The following is a 22,059-nucleotide window of genomic DNA, read 5'->3' as shown; positions in this document are numbered from 1 at the left end:
AAAGAGCTGCTCGTTACACGAGCAGCTTTCTATATTTACACCCATTTCACAACATCTTCAACTGCAGATCTTGTTTTCGGACGAGGGTCTCTCACACGGTAGCCGAATGCCACCATCACAGAAATGTCGAAGCTTCCGTTTTCCAGGAGGCCTTCTTCTTCAAGAATACGGTGAATGTGATCATACTGGAAGCCTTCCACAGGGCAGGAATCTACGCCGATTTGCGCAGCGGCGGTCATCATGTTGCCAAGCGCAATATACGTTTGTTTAGAAGCCCAGTCAAACAGTGTTCTGTCGCTTTCAAGCAAATGCAGATCGTGTTTCTGGAACTCTTCTGTCTTGCTGAGATAGCCTTCATACACGTCCTGCGGCATTTGTTTTACTTCTTTTAAATGACGTTTGATGTAGTCCGCATTGTACTTGATATCCTTCGCTGTACGCGCAAGAATCAGGACGAAATGGCTTGCTGTCGGAAGCTGCTTTTGCGCGCCCCATGTGTATTCGCGAAGCTTCTCGCGAAATTCCGGATTTTGGACAACAACGAATTTCCAAGGCTCAAGGCCGAGTGAACTCGGTGAAAGTCTTCCTGTTTCTAAAATAAATTCAAAATCGCTGTCTGATACTTTTTTATTCGGGTCAAATTCCTTTGTCGCATGTCTGAAATTGTATGCGTCCAGAATTTGTTTCTTTACATCTGCCATGTTGAACACCTCTCCTTTTGATTACTCTATCTCTATTGTAGCCATTATGATAAAAAGTAAAAGTACGCACATTTTTGTTGGATAGTATCAATTTTGATACCAAACAAAAAAAGCGCGCTGCCGCAGGCAGGCGCCTCTCTCATTTCCCCCGCCGGGCAAAATCAACAAACCTGAATTTGTCGAGACGGTGTCTGCTTTCCGTATATTGAAACAGACTCGTATCCTCCAAAAAGACGTAGTTTCTCACCACGACCATATGGTCATAACCGCGTAAATCGAGCAGCTTCCTGTCCTCATCCGTACACGGCTCGGCGACAATTTCTTTTTGCGCGTAGCTGATCGAAAGACCGAGCTCTCCTTCTATATATTCATATATGGAGTTCTCACAAATTTCTTTCGTCAGGTGAGGGACATGCTTTCTGAAAAAGTAATCCTTGTCCAAAATCACATGTTCCCCGTCAATCTTTCTAGACCTGATGACTTCCCAGATGTCGTCATCCGGATTGGCCCGGAGCTGTTTTTGGATCAGCTCTGACGGAGGCCCCAGCCCGAATTTGTGTACAGTTGTTTTCGTTTCTTTGCCCAGCGTTTGCGCGAGCTCTTTGAAGCTGACAAGGCCTGAGACGGGAAACTGCATTTTTTCACGGTTGAGAACGATGGAGCCTTTCCCTCTGATTTTCTGGATATAGCCGTTTTGCGCAAGCATGTGAAGCGCCTTCCTGACCGTTTCTCTAGATGTATCGTACTGTGCGGTCAACTCATGTTCAGACGGAAGAATCTCCTCCGCTTTCCATCGGCCGCCTTCAATTTCCTGTGCGATGTCTTTATAGATTGCGATGAATTTATTCACCTTCATTATGGACCACCCAGCTTAGTTTAACACGGTTTCGTTAAACGATAAACAATGGACTCATACGGGCGGAGCGTCATGTTTTGCAGTCCTTCCCTCACCCCATCGTTCGTCAACAGCACCTCTGCCCTCCACTCGTCAGCCGCTAAAGAATCCGGCAGTGTAAAGGCTGCCTCTTTCCCGTAAAAATTATTGATGACGAACAGCTTTTCATTGCCGCCATGTCTGAGATACGCAAAAACGTTCGGGTCATCCTTTGCGATTAACTCATACGCTCCCTCTGTCACAATGTCATACGTTTTTCGAATCTGAATCAGTTTTTGATAATGGTAAAACACCGAGTTCTGATCCTTCAGCGCGGCTTCGGCATTGATTTTTCGATAGTTAGCGGCAACCGGTATCCATGGCGTGCCCGTTGTAAAACCGCCATTCTCCGTATCATTCCACTGGACAGGCGTTCTGGAATTGTCACGGGATTTCGCCTGTAAAATCGCAGTGATCTCTTGGTCAGCCATCCCTTTTTTCTTGAAGGCGCGGTACATGTTCAGCGATTCGACATCCCGATAGGAGCTGATGTCCTCAAACTTCGGATTGGTCATTCCCAGCTCCTCGCCCTGATAAATATAAGGCGTGCCCTGCATCATATGAATGGTGGTGGCGAGCATTTTCGCCGATTTCACCCTGTACGCGCCATCATTTCCATATCTCGATACAACGCGTGGCTGATCGTGATTGCACCAAAACAGAGCGTTCCATCCCCCTCCGGCGTGCATCCCCGTCTGCCACTCTGATAAGATCTCCTTTAGCTTCAAAAAGTCAAACGGCGCCAAAGCCCATTTTTCACCGTTTGGATAATCAACCTTGAGATGATGGAAACTGAACGTCATATCGAGTTCTTTATTTGCGGGATTTGTATACCGGATGCAATGGTCTACCTTCGTTGAAGACATCTCACCGACCGTCATACTGTCATAATGTGAAAACACCTTTTCGTTCATTTCATGCAGATATTCGTGCACCCGCGGCCCGTCAGTGTAATAGGAACGGCCGTCGTCTCCGTCTTCCGCATCCGGAAAGCGCTGGTCTTTAGAAATCAAGTTGATGACATCAAGCCTGAAGCCGTCTATTCCCTTTTCAAACCAAAAATGCATCATGTCATAGACCTGCTTTCTGACCTTTTCATTTTCCCAATTCAAATCAGCCTGCGTCACATCAAACAGATGCAAATAGTATTGGCCCGATGCTTCGTCAAGCTCCCATGCGGAGCCGCCGAATTTCGACTTCCAGTTTGTCGGAACAGAACCGTTTCCCTGCGGATTTTTCCATATATAAAAATCACGGTACGGGCTGTCTTTTGACGAAATCGCCTCTTGAAACCATTTGTGCTCTGTTGATGTATGATTGACGACAAGATCCATGACGACTTTCAAGTCTCTTTTATGCGCTTCGGACAGCAGGCGCTCAAAGTCCTCCATCGTTCCGTATTCAGGATAGATCGAGTAATAGTCACGGATATCATACCCATTATCATGCTGTGGAGAATCATAAATCGGCGTCAGCCAAAGCACATCCACCTGAAGTGTTTTTAAGTAATCCAGCTTTTCAATAATGCCGTTCAGATCGCCGACACCGTTTCCCGTCGTATCGTTAAAGCTTTTCGGATAAATTTGATAGACCACAGCTTTTTTCCACCATGGCGTTTGTTCTGTTTTCATCTGTCTCCACCACCGTTTTGTAAAATAAAAACGGGAAAAGGGAACGTAAAAACACGCCCCGCTCCCCATTGGTTATTTTCGTTTCAATCTGGCATACGCGTATGTTCCGGCAAACGGCACAATCAATACAATCGCCATCCCGATCGCAAACGCGCCCCAGTACTGGCTCATGATTGAGAAAATCCCCGGCACGCCGCCGACACCGACGGAGCTTGCCAGCACACCTTGAGAAGAAATATACATCCCGGCAAGCCCTGAGCTGATCATCGCAATGATAAATGGGAACTTATATCGAAGATTCACGCCGAAGATAGCAGGCTCTGTAATGCCGAGATAAGCAGAAATCCCTGATGTAAGGGAAAGGCCTTTTTGTTTCTCATCCTTCACGATAAACATCATGGCCAGCGCAGCTGAACCTTGTGCGATATTAGAAAGCGCCAGCATCGGCCATAAAAACGTGCCGCCGAGCTTTGAGCCGATGAGCTGCAGGTCGACTGCAAGAAACGTGTGATGCATGCCTGTAATCACCAGTGCCGAGTAGAGGCCCCCATATAACAAACCGCCCAGTGCGGCAAAAGAGCCGAACACCGAGATAAGTCCCGAAGTCAGTACGTTTCCGATCGCGAATGTAACCGGGCCGATAATAATAAAAGAGGCAAAGCCTGTGACGAGAAGCGTAATCGGAGCGACAACGAGCAGCTGTATGCCTTCAGGTGTTCGCTTTGTTAAAAACATTTCAATCTTCGCCAGCATATAGGAAGCCAGCAAAATCGGTAGCACCTGTCCCTGATAGCCGACTTTCTGCACCTCAAGGCCGAACAAATTCCATACCGGAATTTTTCCGCTTTGTTCCGCAGCTCCATATCCCCACGCATTCAGCAAGTCAGGATGCACGAGCATCACGCCGAGCACAATCCCAAGGAGCGGATTCCCGCCGAACCGTTTGACGGCAGACCAGCCAATTAACGCAGGCAGAAATGTAAAGGCCGTGCCTGCAATCAGGTTAATCATATTTGCGAGATCCGCCCACTGCGGATAGACCTGCACAATCGATTTCGCGCTGAAGAAAATGCCTTGCGCCGTTAAAATGTTATTGATCCCCATCAAGAGACCCGCCGTGACAATCGCAGGCAATATCGGAATAAAAATATCTGCAAGCGTTTTCACAGTACGCTGCAAAGGATTCATATTTTTTTCTGACGCCCTCTTCACTTCGTCCTTTGTTGACTCGCCTATCCCCGTTTCCTTGACCAATTCTGCATATACTTTGTTGACCGTTCCCTGGCCGATCACAACCTGAAATTGCCCGTTTGTTGAAAACGACCCCTTTACAACGTCAATTTGATCAAGCACTTCTTGGTCAACTTTGCTTTCATCTATCAATGCAAAACGCAAACGTGTCACACAATGAGTTGCCGCTGCAATATTTTCGGCACCGCCGACTGCTTCGACAATCTGCCGTGCCGATTTGTTCAGTTCCCCCATGCCAACCCCTCCGTATCCGTTTGATAACTTGTATATACAACTTATGATTATATTGTATTCCTGTATATACATGTAGTCAACAATTTTTTATAGCGCTTTCATCCTAGACCAGGAATATCTAAAACAGACAAGGTTACCCTAAAAGTCACAAGCACTTCAGTATAAGACATTGAAAAAGCAGGGTGAGCCTCATGAATAAACGCGACAAAGCGCTTCAGCTCATCAAAGAGCTTGAAGACAATCAGGACAGACCGATCTCTTCCGATTTGAAGGAAAACCTCGAAAATCTGACTTTATTAACAGAAGGCTGCTCAGACATCGTATTTAGACAATTTGACTTCGGAAACAGGCTGTGCGGATTTATTGTTTATATCGAAGGAATTGTAAAATCTGAACATATTCAGGATCACGCCCTCCGTCCTTTCTTGAAGCACCTGACAGATCAGATAGATGAACATGAGGAAGCGCTGCAAAATACACTATCGATTTCAAGCGTTGCATCAGAAACAAGTGTAAGCAAAGTGGCTGAATCTATCATTGAGGGAAACGCGGTTTTATTTGCCGAGGGGCATTCAAAATGCCTGATCTTAAAAATAAAAGGCGGCCAAAGAAGAAGCATTGAAGAACCGATCACAGAATCGACCATCAGAGGATCGAGAGAGGGCTTTACTGAAAGCCTCAGGGTCAATACCGCTCTTGTGCGCTTTCGCGTCAAAACGCTTCAGCTTAAAATGATCTCTTTTAAAATCGGCACGAAAACCAAAACCGATATTGTCTTGTCCTATATTGACGGTCTTGCCGACCCAAAAGTGATTGACAAAGTGAAAAAAAGAATCAAAAACATCAAGATTGATTCGGTGTTAGAAAGCGGATATATTGAGGAGTTTATCGAAGACGACACCTACTCGCCCTTCCCCCAGCTGCAATATACGGAAAGGCCGGATACTGTCGCCGCCCAGCTTCTCGAAGGCCGATTCGCCATTTTCACAGATAATACGCCTTTTGTCTTAACAGGGCCGATTACGTTTTGGCAGCTGATGCAGGCCAGTGAAGATTACTATGAGCGCTATTTGATGTCTAACTTGATCCGCTGGCTTCGCTATATGTTTTTATTCGTTGCTCTTTATTTGCCGGCTATTTATGTCGCCGTTATTACATACCATCAGGACTTAATGCCGACAAACTTAATGTTCAGCGTAGCATCTGCCCGTGAACCGATTCCTTTCCCTGCCATCGTGGAAGCATTGATTATGGAAATTTCCTTTGAGGCTCTCCGTGAAGCGGGAGTGCGCCTGCCGAAAACCATCGGCCAGACCGTCAGCATTCTCGGCGCCCTTGTCATCGGGACGGCCGCCGTTGAAGCGGGAATCGTGTCTGCCCCTATGGTGATCATCGTATCGTTAACTGGGATCGCGTCATTTACCATTCCGCGCTTTAATTTAGCCATCTCTATCAGGATGCTTCGTTTTCCGCTTATGATTCTGGCAAGCATTTTCGGGATATTCGGCATTATGCTCGGCACCATTATTTTAGTGCTTCATTTATGCAAGCTGCAATCTTTCGGCATTCCTTATTTATCAGGGATATCTCCGTTTAAACGTGATGAAGTAAAAGATATTTTAGTCCGGGCGCCTTGGTGGACGATGATCAGAAGACCGGGCACATATTCGCGCGGCAACGGACAGAAGGGAGCAAAAAGAGAGGACCCTCAAGATGAAGAAAACAATATATAAGTGTGTTGCGCCGCTTCTTTTTTGTATGCTTCTGGCGGGGTGCTGGGACCGGACAGAAATCAACGATATCGCATTTGTTGTCAGCTCAGCCATTGATAAGAAAAAAGATCAGTATCGGGTGGCCCTGCAGATTCCCTTGGTTGGCCAATTAGGCGGACAAACAGGGGGAGGAGGAGGAACTGCCGGTTCAAAAACATGGTACGTTGATTCAGCTTCCGGCACCACGATCAAGGAAGCGAACAACAAGCTGCAAACCTCCTTGTCCCGGACGATCAATACATCCCACAGGCGTACGGTCGTTATTGGAGAAGAGATGGCGAGAGAAGGCGTCGCCCCAGTCTTTGATATTTTAACGCGAAATCCGCAAAACAGATTAACGGCGCTCATTTTAGTCAGCCGGGGAGAAGCGCGGGACATTTTAAACACCGATGTGCAGCTTGAACAGTTTCCTGCGGAGATGATTCGGGAGCTGGCCATTATGGCGACGAACCGCCCCGTTTTTTTAAGCAGATTCATGTCCGACCTATTAGAAAAAGGCAGCGATGCGTATGCGCCAGTCATCACCGCATCTAAAACAAAGCCCGGCGGGAAAGGGAAATCAAATCTAAAAATTGACGGACTTGCCATCTTTAAAAGTGACAAATTAGTGGATATTTTCAAAGATGAACACATGACAGCGGCTCTGATTTTGCTGAATCAAGCCCGTCAGCCGGAGTTCATATTAGACCTGCCGAATCAAATGGGGAAAGCGTCCATTCAGCTTCAAAAGTCCAACGCATCCTTTCATGCGGCTGAAAAAAACGGAAAGCTGTCGGTGACAATCGAGATCAGAGCCAAAGGAATTATTATGGAAAACCAATCCACCTATGAGACAAGAGAAAATGACCAATTTTACATCATACAAAAAGCTTTAAACAGGGCTATAAAGGAAGACGTGATCAGCACCGTTCACCGGCTGCAAAAGCGAAAAGCGGACCCGGCCGGCTTTCAAGACCGAATGATAAGAAGCATGGCCATTACGAAGAATATGCGGAGCAAGAAATGGGATGATGTCTACAAGGATATGGAGATTCATGTCCTTCCCATTGTGACGATTGAGCAAGGCGGCGTCTTGTATAAAACGATCAGCCATTAATGGAGGTGCGTCGGATGATCAGTTATATTCTGCAGACAGTGATTGTGTGCATTGCGATTTACGCATATGAATGGAGGAATTTTCGTTCCGCCAACACTGCAACAAAATGGGCCTTCAGCCTGCTGATTGCAGGAAGTGCTTTTCTGTGGATTTATATGAGAGTGAATCCCCTGCTGCCTCGGCTGGGACACCTGTTTAAATATATTCGGTTTTGAACATGAAAGAAAGGACGTGCTTTATGAATAAGACCTCTTCATATCAAGGATTATTTTTCGGAGCGCTTTATACGTTAGCGGTCGGATTGAAGCATGCTCCAATCCTCATGATCGAATCGGCAAAACAAAACGCCTGGCACAGCTACATCCTCGGCGTTATGATTGTGATTCCGGTGCTCTGGCTCATGCACAGGCTGATGAAAAAGCATCAGGATAAAAATGTTTATGAGCTCCTGAGCGATTCCTCGCCAATCGCCGGCCGATTTATCATTTTTCTGTTTTCTTTGTATTTCCTGTTAATCAACGCTCATGATATCCGTTTTTTTATCAATTTGATTAACATTTTATTTCTCCCGAGAACACCGATGACCGTGCTTGGCGGGGTTATTATCTTTGTTGCGATATGTATTGCCAGAGAAGGGAAAGAAACGTTAGCCAGAATGGCGCAGATTTTTTTATTTCCATTCGGCACTCTGGTCTTGTTTCTTCCATTTACGCTGGCCACACAAATTGAGCTGCAAAACTTGACACCGGTCTTTCAAGGACCGATCCAATACCTTCAATCAGGCTTTTATGCGTTTGGGACAATGGGGGAATTGATCATCCTTCCGCTCCTCTTCTCAAGCAGGAGTCTCCCGCTGAAACATTCCATTATCGCGATCCTGCTGGGAGCTTTTTTGCTGGCCGTCATGTTATTTTCTTCAATTTCTGTCTTTGGCCCAAACCTGACATCTACTTTCTTTGATCCGGCCTATATGGTGATCAGGCAGATCCGCATTACGGATTTTCTGGATCGTTCGGACCTGGTCATCGCGGCCTTATGGATTCCGGTCATTATGGTGAAGATAGCCGGTTCGCTTTATATTGTGGTATACGGGTTTTCCTTCCTGCATTCAAAAATCGACCTGAAAGCCATGTATACACCAACCGGCATGTTTACGCTCGTATGCAGCTTTTGGTTCTTCCTCAATACAAATCAGCTGATCGACTTTAACAGAGTAAAGCCGATCATTAATGTAGTGATTTCCCTTTTGCTGCCTTTATTCATCTATTTGATCATGAAAACGAAAGCGATGTTCGGCGCCAAAGCAAAGCACTAAGAATTTTTGGCTTCTTTTGTCTGATAAACCGGGTTTTGTTTCGTTTTTCTTCTATCTTTAAGATAATACTGTTCAGATGTGAAAAATTCGGTATATAGGGCTTTAACCTTTTTGCTCAATAACAACAGCGCAATCACATTTGGAACGAGAATAAAAGCTAATGCTAAGTCCAGAAAGCCCCAGATGGCTTTTGCTCCGCCTGCGGCACCTATGATAATAGCCGCTAAATAAACGAATTTGAGCACATGTCCTGCCAGCCGCCCGAACAGAAATTCAGCTTGCTTAACGCCGTAAAAAATGACAACCATAATGGTCGAAACAACAAAGAAAACGAGGGAAATCGAAACGAAGTAGCCTCCGCCAGAACCGAAATAGTGCTGAAATGCAGCCGTCGTCAATGCTGCCGGGTCATTTAAGGCGTTCTTCCCTGTCCAGACACCGGATGCAAGGACGACAAAAGCTGTAGTCGTGCAGATGATCAAGGTGTCAATGACAATGCCGATCACAGACCAGAACCCCTGCCTCACAGGGTGATCAGTCATAGCCGCCGCATGTGCAATCGGGGCCGTTCCCATTCCGGCTTCATTAGAATACAGCCCGCGGGCAAATCCCCAGCGAACAGTCTCAGCAAGCGCAGCACCTGCGAACCCCCCAACTGCTGAAGAAGAGGTAAACGCATTCGAAAAGATAAGAGAGAAAAACGCCGGGACTGATGACAGATTCATGAGAACAATCAGGAGGCCCGCTCCTGCGTATGCCCCTGCCATAAGCGGCACGACAAACTCCGTTACTTTTCCGATCCGCTTGACCCCTCCTATGACCACTAACCCGATCAAAAACGCAATGGCGATCCCCGCGTATATTTTATTGAAAGAAAACGTTTCGGCAAGCGAGACTGAAACCGAATTCCCCTGAACCATAATGCTCGGGACAAGCTCCACGATTAGCGCAACGGAGAAAAATACGCCGAGCCATTTCATGCGCAGCCCTTTTGTTATGTAATACATCGGTCCCCCGACAAATTCTCCCCGCTCATTTTTTTCTCTGTAATGAACAGCAAGCACACTTTCAGAAAACTTAATCGCCATCGCAAATAAGGCAATTAGCCACATCCAAAAAACCGCTCCGGGTCCGCCAAACATTATTGCGGCAGGCACACCGACAATGTTGGCCGCTCCGATTGTTGAGCTCAGAGCTGATGTCAATGCCTGCAGCGGTGTGACTGTGCCCTCTCCTCTTGGCTTTTTTCCTACGCTGCCGATTGTCTGTTTCAAAATGTATAAAGGATAGCGAAATTGAAAACATTTCAGCAAAATGGTGAAGTACAATCCAGTTCCAGTCAGCAAGATGATTAGCGGCGGGCCCCATAGCCAATCAGAAATACGCGTTACCCATTCCAATAGTTGTTCCATCCCATCACCCTTTTTCGTTTATGAGTCATTTCCCCACAGACGGATAAATATAAACCTTTTAAACAAAGAGACCAATGGAATAAAAAGAGGATGGCTTTTATCAAACGCCACCCTTCAGACAAGAAAAATCAGCTGGAAGAAGGTCTGTTTCGTCCAAGCCGGTCATATACTTTATTCTTATAAAAAGCAGACGCCGGCTTTGAAAACATGCCTTTTTTGTCGACAAGCTTATCAAGCATCATCTGCTTTTCACTTTTTTTCTGATTAAATGCTCGCGTTCTTTCTCGTCATAGCACTTTTGGATTAAATGGTCGATGGTCATGAGCTCTTTTTTGAGCGCGCCCTCATCCTCTGCCATTCCCGCATTTTTCAACATACGGTAACCCATGCGGAGCGATTCCGGCAAGTGTGCCGCGTCATCTTTTGGCAGCGGCTTTCCCATTCCCGGAAGGTTTTCAAATTCTCCGTCTTTGATGGCGCGCTTAATTTTGTCTTCAGACACAATATGGGAAAAATCCATCATTCCACCTCTTTTCATCTATTCCTTTTATTTTATCATACAACCGCCTAAGTACCATTTTATTCCTTAATTTCTAGAAAGAATCCTTATTTTACATTTGGCAATATGAAGGCGAAACGTTGATTCGACAGGGTTTTTCGTCACTTTCTCCATCGTGCTATTTTCACTTTTCTAATCCGCTGATTCGTGTTATATTGGATACGTTCGTTTTTTCTATCGTTTCGCTCGAACTGTGATCGGAAAAAAGGAGTGTAACAATGAAAACATTTATAAAAGAAAGAGGACTGGCCTTCTTCTTAATCGCGGTCGTCCTGTTATGGGTCAAAACGTATGTCGGTTATGTCCTGAACTTCAACTTAGGAATAGACAACACGATACAAAAAATATTGCTTTTTGTGAATCCTCTCAGCTCAAGCTTGTTCTTTCTTGGCTTTGGACTCTTGTTCAAGAAAAAACTACAGCAGACAGCCATTATAGTGATTCATTTTTTAATGTCTTTTTTACTGTACGCAAACATTGTGTACTACAGATTTTTCAATGATTTTATTACAATTCCGGTCATGATGCAGGCTAAAACAAACGGCGGCCAACTCGGTGACAGCGCATTTTCGCTGATGAGACCGACTGACGCCTTTTACTTTATCGATACGATTATTCTAATCATCTTGGCGATCAAAGTGAACAAGCCTGCCGAAACGTCCAGCAAAAAATCGTTCCGAATCGTTCTTGCGTCTTCGATTCTTGTGTTCTTAATCAACTTGGCAGTTGCGGAATCAGACCGCCCTGAATTGCTGACAAGATCATTCGACCGAAACTATCTTGTGAAATACTTGGGAACGTACAATTTCACGATTTATGACGCTGTGCAGAATATCAAATCCAACAGCCAGCGCGCGCTTGCCGATTCCAGCGACGTAACGGACGTTGAAAACTACATGAAAGCCAATTATGACGTGCCGAATAACGTGTATTTCGGCAAAGCGGAAGGAAAAAACGTGATTTACGTTTCACTTGAATCTTTGCAGTCATTTATCATCGACTATAAAATTGACGGCAAAGAAGTCACACCGTTCTTAAATAAACTGGCGCATGATAACGAAACGTTCTACTTTGATAACTTTTTCCACCAAACGGGACAAGGTAAAACATCCGATGCGGAATTTATGATGGAAAACTCTCTGTACCCGCTGGCTCAAGGTTCAGTTTTCGTAAACAAAGCGCAAAACACGCTTCAATCCGTTCCGGCGATTCTGAAATCTAAGAATTACACATCTGCCGCGTTCCACGGAAACACGCAGACGTTCTGGAACCGTAACGAAATGTACAAAGCGGAAGGCATCGATAAGTTCTTCGATTCTGCCTACTATGACATGAACGAAGAAAACACGAAAAACTATGGCATGAAAGACAAACCGTTCTTCAAAGAATCAATGCCGCTGTTAGAAAGCCTGCCGCAGCCGTTCTATACGAAGTTCATTACCCTGTCCAACCACTTCCCGTTCGGAATGGATGAGGGCGATACAGACTTCCCGGCTGGAGACTTTGGCGATTCTGTCGTCAACAACTACTTCCAGTCAGCCCATTACCTTGATCAGTCCATTGAACAATTCTTCAATGACCTGAAAAAAGACGGGTTATATGATAAATCGATTATCGTGATGTACGGAGACCACTACGGTATCTCTGAAAACCACAATAAAGCGATGGCCAAAGTGCTTGGCAAGGATGAAATCACTGATTATGACAACACCCAGCTTCAACGGGTGCCGCTCTTTATCCACGCTGCCGGCGTGAAGGGCGAAAAAGTTCATAAATATGCCGGAGACGTCGATGTGGCTCCGACCATTCTGCATTTGCTCGGAGTGGATACGAAAGACTATCTGATGTCCGGTTCTGATATTTTATCTAAAGAACACCGTGAAGTGATTCCGTTCCGTAACGGAGACTTTATTTCACCGAAGTACACGAAAGTATCCGGCAAGTATTACGATACGAAAACCGGAAAAGAGCTTGATGAATCTGAAGTCGACAAGTCAGAAGACTCACTCGTCAAGAAGGAACTTGAAATGTCCGATAAAATCATAAACGGAGACCTGCTGCGTTTCTATGAGCCAAAAGGCTTTACGAAGGTGAATCCTTCCGATTATGATTACACAAAACATAGCGAGGATTCTTCCGAAACGTCAACAGATGATGAAGATAAATAAGAAAAAGCAGAGAGGCTAGCCTCTCTGCTTTTTTTATTTCACCGCAGCCCTCAATTCCTCCGCCGCAAATTCAACATTCGGCCCAATGATCACTTGAACCGATTGCCCGCCTGATTTGACGACTCCTTTTGCGCCTGCTTTCTTGAGCAGCGCTTCATTTACTAAAGCGGTATCCTTCACAGTCAGCCTCAGCCTTGTGGCGCAATGATCAATGGTTTGAAGGTTTTCTTTTCCTCCGAGCCCTTTCAGCATGATGTTTTCATTGACATCCTGAACGGTGTTTTCATCCAGCACTTCATCAATGTCATCATCTTCCCGTCCCGGCGTTTTTAAATTCAATGCCTTAATCAGTACATAAAACACAATAAAGTATACTGCCGCATAGCATATACCTACAAAAAGCAGAAGCAGCGGTTTTTCCGCGATTCCGTAGCTGAGCACATAATCAATGGCTCCGGCTGAGAAAGAAAAACCTGAACGGATGCCGAGCCAGTTGACGATAAATAAAGACAGCCCGGTTAAGACCGCGTGAACAGCGTATAAAAGCGGAGATAAAAACATAAATGCAAACTCAATCGGCTCCGTAATCCCTGTGATAAACGCAGTCAGGGCAAACCCGATCATCATTCCCGCCGTCGCTTTCCGTTTTGACGGCTTTGCAGTTACAACCATAGCCAAACACGCCGCCGGAAGACCGAACATCATGATTGGGAAGAATCCTGTCATATATGTGCCCGCAGTCGGATCTTTCGCGAAGAAGCGCGCCAGATCTCCTGTCACTCCGTTATATTCTCCGAACTGGAACCAGAAAATATTGTTCAGCACGTGGTGAAGGCCAAGCGGAATTAACAGCCTGTTGAACAAGCCGAATATGCCAGCCCCGATGCCGCCGAGCCCAAGCATCCATTCCCCAAACGCGTTAATGCCCGATTGAATCGGCGGCCAGACGGCTCCGAATATGCCGGCTAAAATAATCGTAATAATGGCTGTTATAATCGGCACAAGCCGTCTGCCGCTGAAGAATCCAAGATATTCAGGCAGCTTTGTATCCTTGAAACGGTTATAAGTGTAACCGGCAATTAATCCGGCAACGATTCCCCCAAATACCGCCATGTTGTTTGTTTTATCAATTGTCTTTGTCGCCGCATCAAGCATCAGATACGATATTGCCCCTGATAAACCCGCGGCTCCATTGCTGTCCTTTGAAATGCCGATGGCAATACCAATCGCGAAAATAAGCGGCAGATGATCAAAAACCGCCGTCCCTGCTTGATAGACAAACGGAATATTAAAAACATCCTCCCTGCCAAGCGCAAGGATAATTCCAACCGCAGGCAGAACCGCAATCGGGAGCATAAATGACTTGCCAAGCTTTTGTAAAAATGAAAGCATACCCATCCCCCTCATACCCTTTTTTTTCAAATATACCATATGGGATATCTAGTGATCTATACCAATTTTCCCGGGGTATTTCTTTTTTCCCAGGTCCGTGTGTTTCCTATTTTTAAGGCAGTTGTGGTAAGCTTAAGCTAGATTATTTAAAAAGAAAGCGGGAATGACAGATGATTGTAACAAACGATCAAGAATTAGAAGGCCTGAAAAAAATCGGAAGAATCGTCGCGCTGGCGCGTGAAGAAATGAAACGGAAAGCAGAGCCCGGCATGAGCACAAAAGACCTTGACCTGATCGGAAAAGCGGTGCTTGATGAGCACGGCGCCGTTTCAGCTCCAGAAAAAGAATACGACTTTCCGGGCGTGACATGCATCAGTGTAAATGATGAAGTGGCTCACGGCATTCCAAGCACTTCTAAAATCTTAAAAGCAGGGGATCTTGTCAACATTGACATCTCCGCTGAATTTGGCGGCTTTTATTCCGACACAGGCATCTCATTTGTGCTCGGTGACGGAGAAGAACGCCTTCATAAGCTTTGCCAATGCGCGGAAGACGCTTTTCAAAAAGGGCTGCAGCAGGCAAAAGCAGGCAAGCGCCAAAACCAAATCGGAAGAGCCGTTTATCATGAGGCACGTTCTCAAGGCTTTACCGTCATCAAAACCCTGACCGGACACGGAATCGGCAGAAGCCTGCATGAGGCGCCAAACCACATCATGAACTATTATGATCCGTTTGATAACGCGCTCTTCAAAAACGGCACAGTCATCGCGCTTGAGCCGTTTATTTCCACGAAAGCGGAAACGATTGTTGAAGCTGGAGACGGCTGGACGTTCAAGACGCCGGATAAAAGCATGGTTGCCCAAGTTGAACACACGATCGTCATCACAAAAGACGAGCCGATTATCCTGACAAAACTGTAAAACACATTCCGGGCTGCCGGAAGGTTTGACCTCCTCCAATTACAGGTAAAACATCACTATTCAGCAGGAGGAGGTATTGCAATGAACAGAGATCAAGAAAAAATCCAAATTGAAAACGAAATGGATGCCATGCACGGCACAACAAAAGAAGAGATTTTAAAAGACTTTGAGGAATTTAAAGACTACCTGAGCAAACAAGTGAACCGAGGCAAAAAGCTGGGATTGGATGACGGCAAGCTTGTGAAAAGCGCCGCGATCCTGGGAGACTACCTCGCGAAACATGAAGAGCCGCAAAACAGTGAAGAAATGCTGCTGCAAGAGCTTTGGAGCGTTGCGGACGAAGATGAGAAAAAACATTTGGCACAGCTGCTGGTCAAATTGGTTGATAAACAATAAACACACGAGCCGGGCGCATATGCTGCCCGGCTTTCTTGATATTGTCACAGCCCGGCTCTTCCAGATATGCTACACTACTATTATGTCTGTGAAAGGAGCCTTTATTTGCATGTGGTTTATTATTTTCGGCATTATTTTCTTTATTGAAGGCATGATGATAACCGTTTACGGCGTGAAGAAAAAAAACGGAATGCTCACATATATCGGCATTGTGTTCAGCATTATGACATTTGGCGTTGTCATGATGAAACTAACCGGCCATTAAATCATATTCAGCTTTTGCTCCGCATATACATTCAGAAGAACATTCGTACAGTTAGTGCGAAAGGCTCAGTTTTTCCCGTACCTCTTTTCAGCATCTTTTTATGGATGTTACAATGCCAATCGTTTGGTAAAATCCTCTCCATTGGGAGAGATAGGGAAAGGAGTTTTCTGATATGCATTACGGCAGTAAAGGCTGGTATGTGGCAGAATTAAAAAAGCAGGGGATCACGCACCATGAAGGAAGAAAGCTTCAAAGCTATAAAACCTATTTTCTTGCCAACCTGCTGGAAACAAAGAAAAAACAATCTTAAACAAGTAAAAGCCGCGCACGTTGATATGCGCGGCTTTTTTTCTATTCAACCGGCAGTAGCCTGTCCCTTTTTTTCATAAAGGACGATCTCCAGCTTTCCGACAGTGCGTTTTCACTTAAAATCCGTTCAATGGCAGCGAGATTTTTTGCATCATGGTAGTTGATTCGGTTTGCAAATTGGACTGATATGTCTTTCTCGCCTTTGGACAGCAATTCAAGTGCAGCGCCGGGAGCCACCCTGCCCTCTTCCAAAACGCGAAAATAAAAGCCGGTATAGCCGGTTTGCTGAACCTTCAGCACCATTTCCTTTACGCCAAACTTTTTCGCCAGCTTTACACACGGCTGGCGCGGCTGGCTGACCTGAACAACAGCTTCATCAAGCTGGAACACATCCCCGATGCAAACGTTCTCCTCGGTCAGGCCCGCGACCGTCAAATTTTCACCAAATGCGGCGCTGGGCAGCGGTCTTGAGAGGAACTCTTCCCAAAACGGATAATGCGCTGCCGGGTAGACACAGACAGCCTTATCCGGTCCGCCGTGATTGACGAGGTCCGCCTGTCCGTCCCCTTCAAAATTCTCCCGATACAGCATAACTGCGGAATCAGCCGGCCGCTTCATGATGCCGGTTTCGATTTTCTTTCCGTCATATTCAAGCGTCTGCGGCTTTCCCAGATTAAGAGAAAGAACTGAATAATGCGCTGGTTTCATACAAACACATCCCCTTTACAGGTTGTAAAATGATTGATTATCATAAAAAGAAAAGGTGGTTTTTATATGCTTCAATACCGAATCGTTGCAGACGGCCGGGTTCAAGGTGTAGGCTTTCGCTATTTTGTTCAAATAGAAGCCGATAAGCGAAAACTGGCCGGCTGGGTCAAAAACCGTGATGACGGCTGTGTCGAGATTTTGGCAGAAGGCCCGGAAAACGCCTTACAATCGTTTCTTGAGGCCGTAAAGAAAGGCAGCCCTTTCTCAAAGGTTTCCGACATCTCTGTCACTGAATCCCGAAGCCTTGAAGGCCATCATCGATTTTCCATTGTTCACTCGTAAGGCTTATCCTGATAAAAGTAATTCGGCTTAACGATTGAGTTGTCATAGGAACGGTGGAAGATATGAGTGGCAGCGGGTGAAATCGGCGGAATCAGCCACGTCCAATCCCCCGTCAGCTTTCTGCCCGCTTCTTCCTCCTGTTCTTCAAACCGTTTAAATTGGCTTGCGGCCGTATGATGGTCAACAATGCTGACACCTTGCTTTTTATACGAGTGCAGCACGGCTTTATTCAATTCAACAAGCGCTTGATCCTTCCATAGTTCCGTATTGTAATCAGTAGAAATGCCAATAATGGACGCCACTTTTTTGAGCTTGTCATATCGTTTTTCATCTGCCAGGTTTCTCGCTCCGATTTCCGTGCCCATATACCAGCCGTTAAATGGCGCGGCATTATAATGAATGCCCCCGACCTCAAGCTTCATATCAGAAATAATCGGCACCCCGTACCATTTCAGCTCCAGATCAGAAAACGCTTCGATGTCCGGATGTGTGATTGGCACCTCGATCACAAGTGAACGCGGCAGGTCATACCAGACCGGCTCTTTATCGCCTTTCATGCGAAACATGAGCGGCAGCAGGTCAAAATCCGTTCGCTCTCCGCGCCAGCCGAGCTCTTCGCAGGCTGCGGTCAGGGAACGGGAAGCCGGGTCGCCGATTCTTTCTCCGTCTGATTCATATCCAGCGTAACGGATCAGCTGATGATTCCAAATCTCGACTTGCTTTTCACCTTTCTCTTCCGGAGGAAAAATCGTAATGGTCGGCCTGATTTTCCCGTTATTGGTGGCGGTTTCAATGTGATGAAAGAGGGCGTCTCGCACATCTTCCTTCGTCCGGACGTCACGTCTGTCGATGACATTCAGCGAATTCCAGAACAATCTGCCGATGCAGCGGTTGCTGTTTCTCCAAGCCATTTTCGCTCCGTGCTCAAGCTCTTCCTTCGTATGTACATAGCTTCCTGTCCGGTCAATTTCACTTTTAATATCATCGAGACGGTCTTTCACTTCCTCCTCCTTTCCCAATTCCTGATAGCATGCGGCAATAAATGCTTTCGCTTCGTTCCAGAGTATTTCTTTTTCTTCCAACAAACTCTCCCCTTCAAATGCATTCATGCTTTTCATTGTATCGTTTTTAAGCGGGAAGACAAATGATTTTTCTGTATCATCTTGGAAAACAATAAAAAACACCCGCGTATGCGGGTGTCAAAGAGATAATAAGCGATTTGCCAATTCAGTTAGGTCACTGCGAAAGTTTTTGCCGGTCATCGGTATGCCGTGCCCTGTCAGCAGTGCTTCCGGTTCCAGGCCGGCAAGCTTCTGAATGGATTTGGCAGCCGTCTCTGTGTCAGGTGTGAAATAAGCCGGCGGCCCATGGAGCTCCTGTTTTTGAATCAAGACGTCCGCCATTTTCTCCTGTTCCACTGTAATGACAGCATCGCCTGCCACAAGCACGCGCCCGTCCTCGCGGAATAACGAAATATGGCCGGGTGTGTGACCCGGTGTCGCGATCCACATCCACTCGTCAAGATACGGAACGGAGCCGTCTTCCGGCAGTGCCTGCACATGTGAGGAAATATCGATAGAATGCCGGGGAAACAGCGGCGACAGCTTGGCGACCAGCCCGCTCTTGCTGTCAGGACGAGCCGGAGGATAATCCTCTTTACCTGTTACATAAGGCATTTCCCGAGAATGGACATAGACAGGAACATCCCAATGCTCAAGGATCTCCTCTATCGCCCCGATATGATCAAAGTGCCCGTGTGTGAGGATAATCGCCTTCAGCTGAAAATCATCACCGAATCTTTGTTTGGCTTCATTGACAATCATGCCGGCTGATTGGGGCATGCCGGCATCAATTAAAACAAATGAGTGAGGTTCAGAAGGCAGCTGAATAAAATAGACATTCGCAATTTGCACGGTCAGGCCGTGCACCCCTTTTGCCGCTTCGAACCCCGTTCCGCTCCTGACTGAAGTCATCGGCATATAAGGATCACTCATGATGACACCTCCGGTAAGTTGTATGCCATTAGTGTGTCATTACGCCTGAATTATCATACGGAAATAGAGATCGCGCCTATCAATAGAGCAATAGCCGTCATGACGATGACTGCGAGAACCGCCCACTTCAATGCGAATTTTTGATGATCGTCAATAGAAACCCCGACAAGTCCGACAAGCAAATGAGTGGATGGGACAAGCGGGCTCAGCATATGAATGGGCTGGCCGATGATAGAGGCTCTGGCAATTTCCACTTTATCCACACCGTATGCGACAGCCGTTTCTGATAAAATCGGCAGCACCCCGTAGAAATACGCGTCATTCGGCATCAGGAATGTGAAAATGCCGCTTGTTAAGGCCACAATCGCCGGGATCAGCCCGCCCATTTGTTCTGGAATCATAGACACGAGCGAAATCGCCATTTCATCAACCATTTTGGTGCCTGTCAAAATCCCCGTAAAAACCCCCGCGGCAAAAATCATGGAGCCAATCGCAAGCACGTTGGTGGAATGTGCCGAGATGCGCTGTCTCTGATGCTCAAGGTTTGGATAATTCACAATCAGTGCAATACAGAACGCAATGACAAACAGTACGGTTAAACTGACTTTACCCGATACTAAACATCCTATCAAAGAAAGCGTTAACAATAAATTGAACCACCATAGCTTCGGCCGTTTCCAGTCATCTTCAACCGCAGCTGCCGGTTCATTGGCATTGGCCGGCTGTTTCAGTTCAATCACGCCAAGGCGTTTTCGTTCCGCTTTTCCAAGCACATACGCAACCGCAACCATACAAAGCATCCCGCTTGCGATGACAGGAATCATCGGCCCTGTTAGCTCAGCCGGATCGACCCCCAGCGCACTCGCCGCCCGCGGCGTCGCGCCTCCCCACGGAATCGTGTTCATGATCCCCATGCCGACTCCCGCGATGCCCGCCAGGATAATCGGCCGGATGCCAAGCAGCAGATAGAGCGGAAGCATCGCGCTTGTCGTAATCATATACGTGGTCGAGCCATCCCCGTCCAAGGCGACGAGCATCGTCAGAACCGCGGTCCCGACAACAATTTTTAGCGGGTCGCCTTTGACCATGCTTAAGATTTTCCCAACCACAGGATCAAACAGTCCTGTATCAATCATAATTCCAAAATATAAGATCGCAAACATAATCATGACCGCAGTCGGCGCTACCTGCTGAATTCCAGAAATCATCATGTCCCCGACTTCAGTAAATCCAAATCCGGCGATCAGCGCAAAGACAATCGGCGTCAAAACTAACGCTGTCAGTACAGAGAGCCGTTTTGTCATGATCAATGCCATAAATACGAGCATCATGAGAAAGCCTAAGATTGCTAACACATCCATTCCCCCTTAAATGAATCCGCTTACATTTTTTCTCCCTTATTCCCCTTTTTGTCTTGCCTTTTTGCCATCGTATGGGAAAACCAATCACAAGTAAATAATTTGTTTCTTTTGTATTTTTAAATTTTTAAAACCGTTTTGTTCTTTTTGATCATTTTTAGGCACACGAAAAAGATCCCGGACATGCCGGGATCTTCAGATTGATTGAAAACCTTTGAAGTCTAGGAAGGACGAGCATTGGAGCACAGCGAATGCGGCAATTCGTGAGCACCAACACCGCAGGACTGACAACGAATGCGAGGGTTTGTCGACACGCTGAAAACCCCGGCCATGCCGGGATTTTAATTTCCTGTCATAATGCTTTGATAAAAAGCGTATTGCTGTTCAAGAAACCGTTTCGTTTCCCTGCTGTTCAAATAAAAGCTTTCCCAGTCCTGTTCGTTTATTTTCCGCTTCCACTCGGGCGAAGATGTGACCTTCTTTAGCGCTTGATCCCAATAAGAAATCTCTTCCTCCGACATGTTTTTCGGGCCCAAAATCCCTCTCCAATGAGAAAACACAAACGGGATCCCCTGCTCCTTCCACGTCGGTACGTCCGGAAAACCGGAAAGTCTTTTATCAGACGTTACAGCAGCTAACGTGATATCACCGTGCCGCTCATATGGTTTCGCTTCAGAAAGTGTCATTGAAGCCGCTTCTATTTCATGTCTGATCAGCGCCTGAATGAGCTGTTCACTGCTTTCATACTGCAAAAACTGAATATGAAAAGGGTCAATGCCGTACATATCTGCCGCTCTGACGAACGAAAGCTGATCATCATTGCCAAACCCCGGCGCAAAGCCGATTTTTATCTTGCCGGGGTTCAACTTAATCTCATTCAGCAAATCCTTGCCGTTTGCTAACGCCGATCCTTTTGGCAATGCAACCGTCTGCCATTCCTTAGAAAGAATGGCGAGCGGAGTAAAATTGCCCGTTTTTAATTTGCTCTGCCCGAGAAGATCATTGCTCAGGATTAAACTGGACGTCATGCTGATGGTCTGTTTACTGCTTTTGTTGACATACTTCCAGCCTTTATCTCCCCCGCCGCCCGGTTTATAGACGATATGAACTTCACCCTTTACGATCTGCTTCTGCCGCAGAACGGATTGGATCGCCTGCGCTGTGACATCCCAGCCGCCAGAAGGCTCGGCGGGGACGACAATTTCAATCGGCCCGTCCGGCAGGCGCGGCGCAGCCGCCTGCCGGATGTCACCCTGCATAAATAGCAATAGCGCAATCAATAGAATCATACATTTCTTCATA

The 22,059-nt window shown here is 46.4% G+C and carries 21 protein-coding genes and 1 pseudogene; 10 read left to right on the top strand and 12 right to left on the bottom strand.

Annotation, left to right across the window (positions count from 1 at the left end; genetic code table 11):
* Positions 1-35: 35 nt before the first annotated feature.
* The 4 genes from EFK13_RS04445 to treP form a co-directional block, all read right to left on the bottom strand.
* Positions 36-701: an NAD(P)H-dependent oxidoreductase gene (locus tag EFK13_RS04445; RefSeq protein WP_075749630.1), complete on the bottom strand. Its 666-nt coding sequence runs from the start codon at positions 699-701 to the stop codon at positions 36-38.
* A 139-nt stretch (positions 702-840) separates the two neighbouring features.
* Positions 841-1,557 (bottom strand): trehalose operon repressor, encoded by a 717-nt coding sequence (gene treR, locus EFK13_RS04440; RefSeq protein WP_129506388.1) that lies wholly within the window; start codon positions 1,555-1,557, stop codon positions 841-843.
* Between the two features lie 20 nt (positions 1,558-1,577).
* The gene (gene treC / locus EFK13_RS04435; RefSeq protein ID WP_129506389.1) at positions 1,578-3,266 is read right to left on the bottom strand and encodes an alpha,alpha-phosphotrehalase; all 1,689 of its coding nucleotides are present in this window, start codon (positions 3,264-3,266) and stop codon (positions 1,578-1,580) included.
* A 72-nt stretch (positions 3,267-3,338) separates the two neighbouring features.
* Complete coding sequence (gene treP / locus EFK13_RS04430; protein ID WP_129506390.1) at positions 3,339-4,751, bottom strand: PTS system trehalose-specific EIIBC component; 1,413 nt, start codon at positions 4,749-4,751, stop codon at positions 3,339-3,341.
* A 191-nt stretch (positions 4,752-4,942) separates the two neighbouring features.
* Between treP and EFK13_RS04425 the strand changes: the two genes are divergently transcribed.
* Genes EFK13_RS04425 through EFK13_RS04410 form a run of 4 tightly spaced genes read left to right on the top strand, consistent with a single transcriptional unit; the run spans position 4,943 to position 8,934 of the window.
* A complete protein-coding gene (locus EFK13_RS04425) occupies positions 4,943-6,484 on the top strand; it encodes a spore germination protein (protein ID WP_129506391.1) in 1,542 nt (513 codons plus the stop codon).
* Complete coding sequence (locus EFK13_RS04420) at positions 6,465-7,619, top strand: Ger(x)C family spore germination protein (RefSeq protein WP_129506392.1); 1,155 nt, start codon at positions 6,465-6,467, stop codon at positions 7,617-7,619. The genes EFK13_RS04425 and EFK13_RS04420 overlap by 20 nt, the downstream gene beginning before the upstream one ends.
* 14 nt (positions 7,620-7,633) lie before the next feature.
* On the top strand, positions 7,634-7,834 hold the full coding sequence (locus EFK13_RS04415) for a hypothetical protein (protein WP_129506393.1): 201 nt from the start codon (positions 7,634-7,636) through the stop codon (positions 7,832-7,834).
* A 23-nt stretch (positions 7,835-7,857) separates the two neighbouring features.
* The gene (locus tag EFK13_RS04410; RefSeq protein WP_129506394.1) at positions 7,858-8,934 is read left to right on the top strand and encodes an endospore germination permease; all 1,077 of its coding nucleotides are present in this window, start codon (positions 7,858-7,860) and stop codon (positions 8,932-8,934) included.
* Here EFK13_RS04410 and EFK13_RS04405 read toward each other — a convergent pair.
* Both EFK13_RS04405 and EFK13_RS04400 read right to left on the bottom strand, forming a co-directional pair.
* Positions 8,931-10,346, bottom strand: coding sequence for an alanine/glycine:cation symporter family protein (locus EFK13_RS04405; protein ID WP_129506395.1), 1,416 nt, complete (start codon positions 10,344-10,346; stop codon positions 8,931-8,933). The two genes, EFK13_RS04410 and EFK13_RS04405, sit on opposite strands and share 4 nt — an antisense overlap.
* Positions 10,347-10,474: 128 nt before the next feature.
* A pseudogene (locus EFK13_RS04400) lies at positions 10,475-10,866 on the bottom strand (DnaJ family domain-containing protein).
* Positions 10,867-11,123: 257 nt separating this feature from the next.
* Between EFK13_RS04400 and ltaS the strand changes: the two are divergent.
* Entirely contained in the window at positions 11,124-13,073 is a 1,950-nt protein-coding gene (gene ltaS, locus EFK13_RS04395) for a lipoteichoic acid synthase (RefSeq protein WP_129506396.1), read from the top strand.
* 33 nt (positions 13,074-13,106) lie between these two features.
* Here ltaS and nagE read toward each other — a convergent pair whose 3' ends face one another.
* Positions 13,107-14,465 (bottom strand): N-acetylglucosamine-specific PTS transporter subunit IIBC, encoded by a 1,359-nt coding sequence (gene nagE / locus EFK13_RS04390; RefSeq protein WP_129506397.1) that lies wholly within the window; start codon positions 14,463-14,465, stop codon positions 13,107-13,109.
* 170 nt (positions 14,466-14,635) lie between these two features.
* Between nagE and map the strand changes: the two genes are divergently transcribed.
* The 4 genes from map to EFK13_RS04370 all read left to right on the top strand — a co-directional run bounded on the left by map (position 14,636) and on the right by EFK13_RS04370 (position 16,356).
* Positions 14,636-15,385, top strand: coding sequence for a type I methionyl aminopeptidase (gene map / locus EFK13_RS04385; RefSeq protein ID WP_064813858.1), 750 nt, complete (start codon positions 14,636-14,638; stop codon positions 15,383-15,385).
* 81 nt (positions 15,386-15,466) lie between these two features.
* Positions 15,467-15,781: a DUF3243 domain-containing protein gene (locus tag EFK13_RS04380; protein WP_064813857.1), complete on the top strand. Its 315-nt coding sequence runs from the start codon at positions 15,467-15,469 to the stop codon at positions 15,779-15,781.
* 109 nt (positions 15,782-15,890) lie between these two features.
* A complete protein-coding gene (locus tag EFK13_RS04375; RefSeq protein ID WP_129506506.1) occupies positions 15,891-16,046 on the top strand; it encodes a hypothetical protein in 156 nt (51 codons plus the stop codon).
* A 172-nt stretch (positions 16,047-16,218) separates the two neighbouring features.
* Positions 16,219-16,356, top strand: coding sequence for a YflJ family protein (locus EFK13_RS04370; RefSeq protein WP_003239885.1), 138 nt, complete (start codon positions 16,219-16,221; stop codon positions 16,354-16,356).
* Positions 16,357-16,397: 41 nt separating this feature from the next.
* Here the strand turns inward: EFK13_RS04370 and EFK13_RS04365 are convergent, their stop codons facing one another.
* Positions 16,398-17,063, bottom strand: a complete 666-nt coding sequence (locus EFK13_RS04365; protein ID WP_129506398.1) for an MOSC domain-containing protein — start codon at positions 17,061-17,063, stop codon at positions 16,398-16,400.
* 66 nt (positions 17,064-17,129) lie between these two features.
* On the opposite strand from EFK13_RS04365, the gene EFK13_RS04360 reads away from it, so the two are divergent.
* Positions 17,130-17,405 (top strand): acylphosphatase, encoded by a 276-nt coding sequence (locus EFK13_RS04360; protein ID WP_129506399.1) that lies wholly within the window; start codon positions 17,130-17,132, stop codon positions 17,403-17,405.
* Here the strand turns inward: EFK13_RS04360 and nosA are convergent.
* The 4 genes from nosA to EFK13_RS04340 all read right to left on the bottom strand — a co-directional run bounded on the left by nosA (position 17,396) and on the right by EFK13_RS04340 (position 22,058).
* Positions 17,396-18,487, bottom strand: a complete 1,092-nt coding sequence (gene nosA, locus EFK13_RS04355) for a nitric oxide synthase (protein ID WP_129506400.1) — start codon at positions 18,485-18,487, stop codon at positions 17,396-17,398. The two genes, EFK13_RS04360 and nosA, sit on opposite strands and share 10 nt — an antisense overlap.
* 117 nt (positions 18,488-18,604) lie before the next feature.
* On the bottom strand, positions 18,605-19,399 hold the full coding sequence (locus EFK13_RS04350; RefSeq protein WP_129506401.1) for an MBL fold metallo-hydrolase: 795 nt from the start codon (positions 19,397-19,399) through the stop codon (positions 18,605-18,607).
* 53 nt (positions 19,400-19,452) lie between these two features.
* Positions 19,453-20,754: an Mg(2+)/citrate complex secondary transporter CitM gene (citM, locus tag EFK13_RS04345; RefSeq protein WP_129506402.1), complete on the bottom strand. Its 1,302-nt coding sequence runs from the start codon at positions 20,752-20,754 to the stop codon at positions 19,453-19,455.
* A gap of 344 nt (positions 20,755-21,098) precedes the next feature.
* Entirely contained in the window at positions 21,099-22,058 is a 960-nt protein-coding gene (locus tag EFK13_RS04340) for a tripartite tricarboxylate transporter substrate binding protein (RefSeq protein ID WP_129506403.1), read from the bottom strand.
* Between the last annotated feature and the right edge of the window lies 1 nt (position 22,059).

This window comes from Bacillus cabrialesii, from assembly GCF_004124315.2.
Taxonomy (GTDB): Bacteria; Bacillota; Bacilli; order Bacillales; family Bacillaceae; genus Bacillus; species Bacillus cabrialesii.
The sequence above is the reverse complement of the archived record's forward strand: the minus strand, read 5'-3'. Positions and strand labels throughout refer to the sequence as shown.

Coding starts and splice junctions, on each gene's coding strand:
- EFK13_RS04445 (WP_075749630.1), bottom strand. CDS start 701: ATGGCAGATGTAAAGAAACAAATTCTGGACGCATACAATTTCAGACAT.
- treR (WP_129506388.1), bottom strand. CDS start 1,557: ATGAAGGTGAATAAATTCATCGCAATCTATAAAGACATCGCACAGGAA.
- treC (WP_129506389.1), bottom strand. CDS start 3,266: ATGAAAACAGAACAAACGCCATGGTGGAAAAAAGCTGTGGTCTATCAA.
- treP (WP_129506390.1), bottom strand. CDS start 4,751: ATGGGGGAACTGAACAAATCGGCACGGCAGATTGTCGAAGCAGTCGGC.
- EFK13_RS04425 (WP_129506391.1), top strand. CDS start 4,943: ATGAATAAACGCGACAAAGCGCTTCAGCTCATCAAAGAGCTTGAAGAC.
- EFK13_RS04420 (WP_129506392.1), top strand. CDS start 6,465: ATGAAGAAAACAATATATAAGTGTGTTGCGCCGCTTCTTTTTTGTATG.
- EFK13_RS04415 (WP_129506393.1), top strand. CDS start 7,634: ATGATCAGTTATATTCTGCAGACAGTGATTGTGTGCATTGCGATTTAC.
- EFK13_RS04410 (WP_129506394.1), top strand. CDS start 7,858: ATGAATAAGACCTCTTCATATCAAGGATTATTTTTCGGAGCGCTTTAT.
- EFK13_RS04405 (WP_129506395.1), bottom strand. CDS start 10,346: ATGGAACAACTATTGGAATGGGTAACGCGTATTTCTGATTGGCTATGG.
- ltaS (WP_129506396.1), top strand. CDS start 11,124: ATGAAAACATTTATAAAAGAAAGAGGACTGGCCTTCTTCTTAATCGCG.
- nagE (WP_129506397.1), bottom strand. CDS start 14,465: ATGCTTTCATTTTTACAAAAGCTTGGCAAGTCATTTATGCTCCCGATT.
- map (WP_064813858.1), top strand. CDS start 14,636: ATGATTGTAACAAACGATCAAGAATTAGAAGGCCTGAAAAAAATCGGA.
- EFK13_RS04380 (WP_064813857.1), top strand. CDS start 15,467: ATGAACAGAGATCAAGAAAAAATCCAAATTGAAAACGAAATGGATGCC.
- EFK13_RS04375 (WP_129506506.1), top strand. CDS start 15,891: ATGTGGTTTATTATTTTCGGCATTATTTTCTTTATTGAAGGCATGATG.
- EFK13_RS04370 (WP_003239885.1), top strand. CDS start 16,219: ATGCATTACGGCAGTAAAGGCTGGTATGTGGCAGAATTAAAAAAGCAG.
- EFK13_RS04365 (WP_129506398.1), bottom strand. CDS start 17,063: ATGAAACCAGCGCATTATTCAGTTCTTTCTCTTAATCTGGGAAAGCCG.
- EFK13_RS04360 (WP_129506399.1), top strand. CDS start 17,130: ATGCTTCAATACCGAATCGTTGCAGACGGCCGGGTTCAAGGTGTAGGC.
- EFK13_RS04350 (WP_129506401.1), bottom strand. CDS start 19,399: ATGAGTGATCCTTATATGCCGATGACTTCAGTCAGGAGCGGAACGGGG.
- EFK13_RS04340 (WP_129506403.1), bottom strand. CDS start 22,058: ATGAAGAAATGTATGATTCTATTGATTGCGCTATTGCTATTTATGCAG.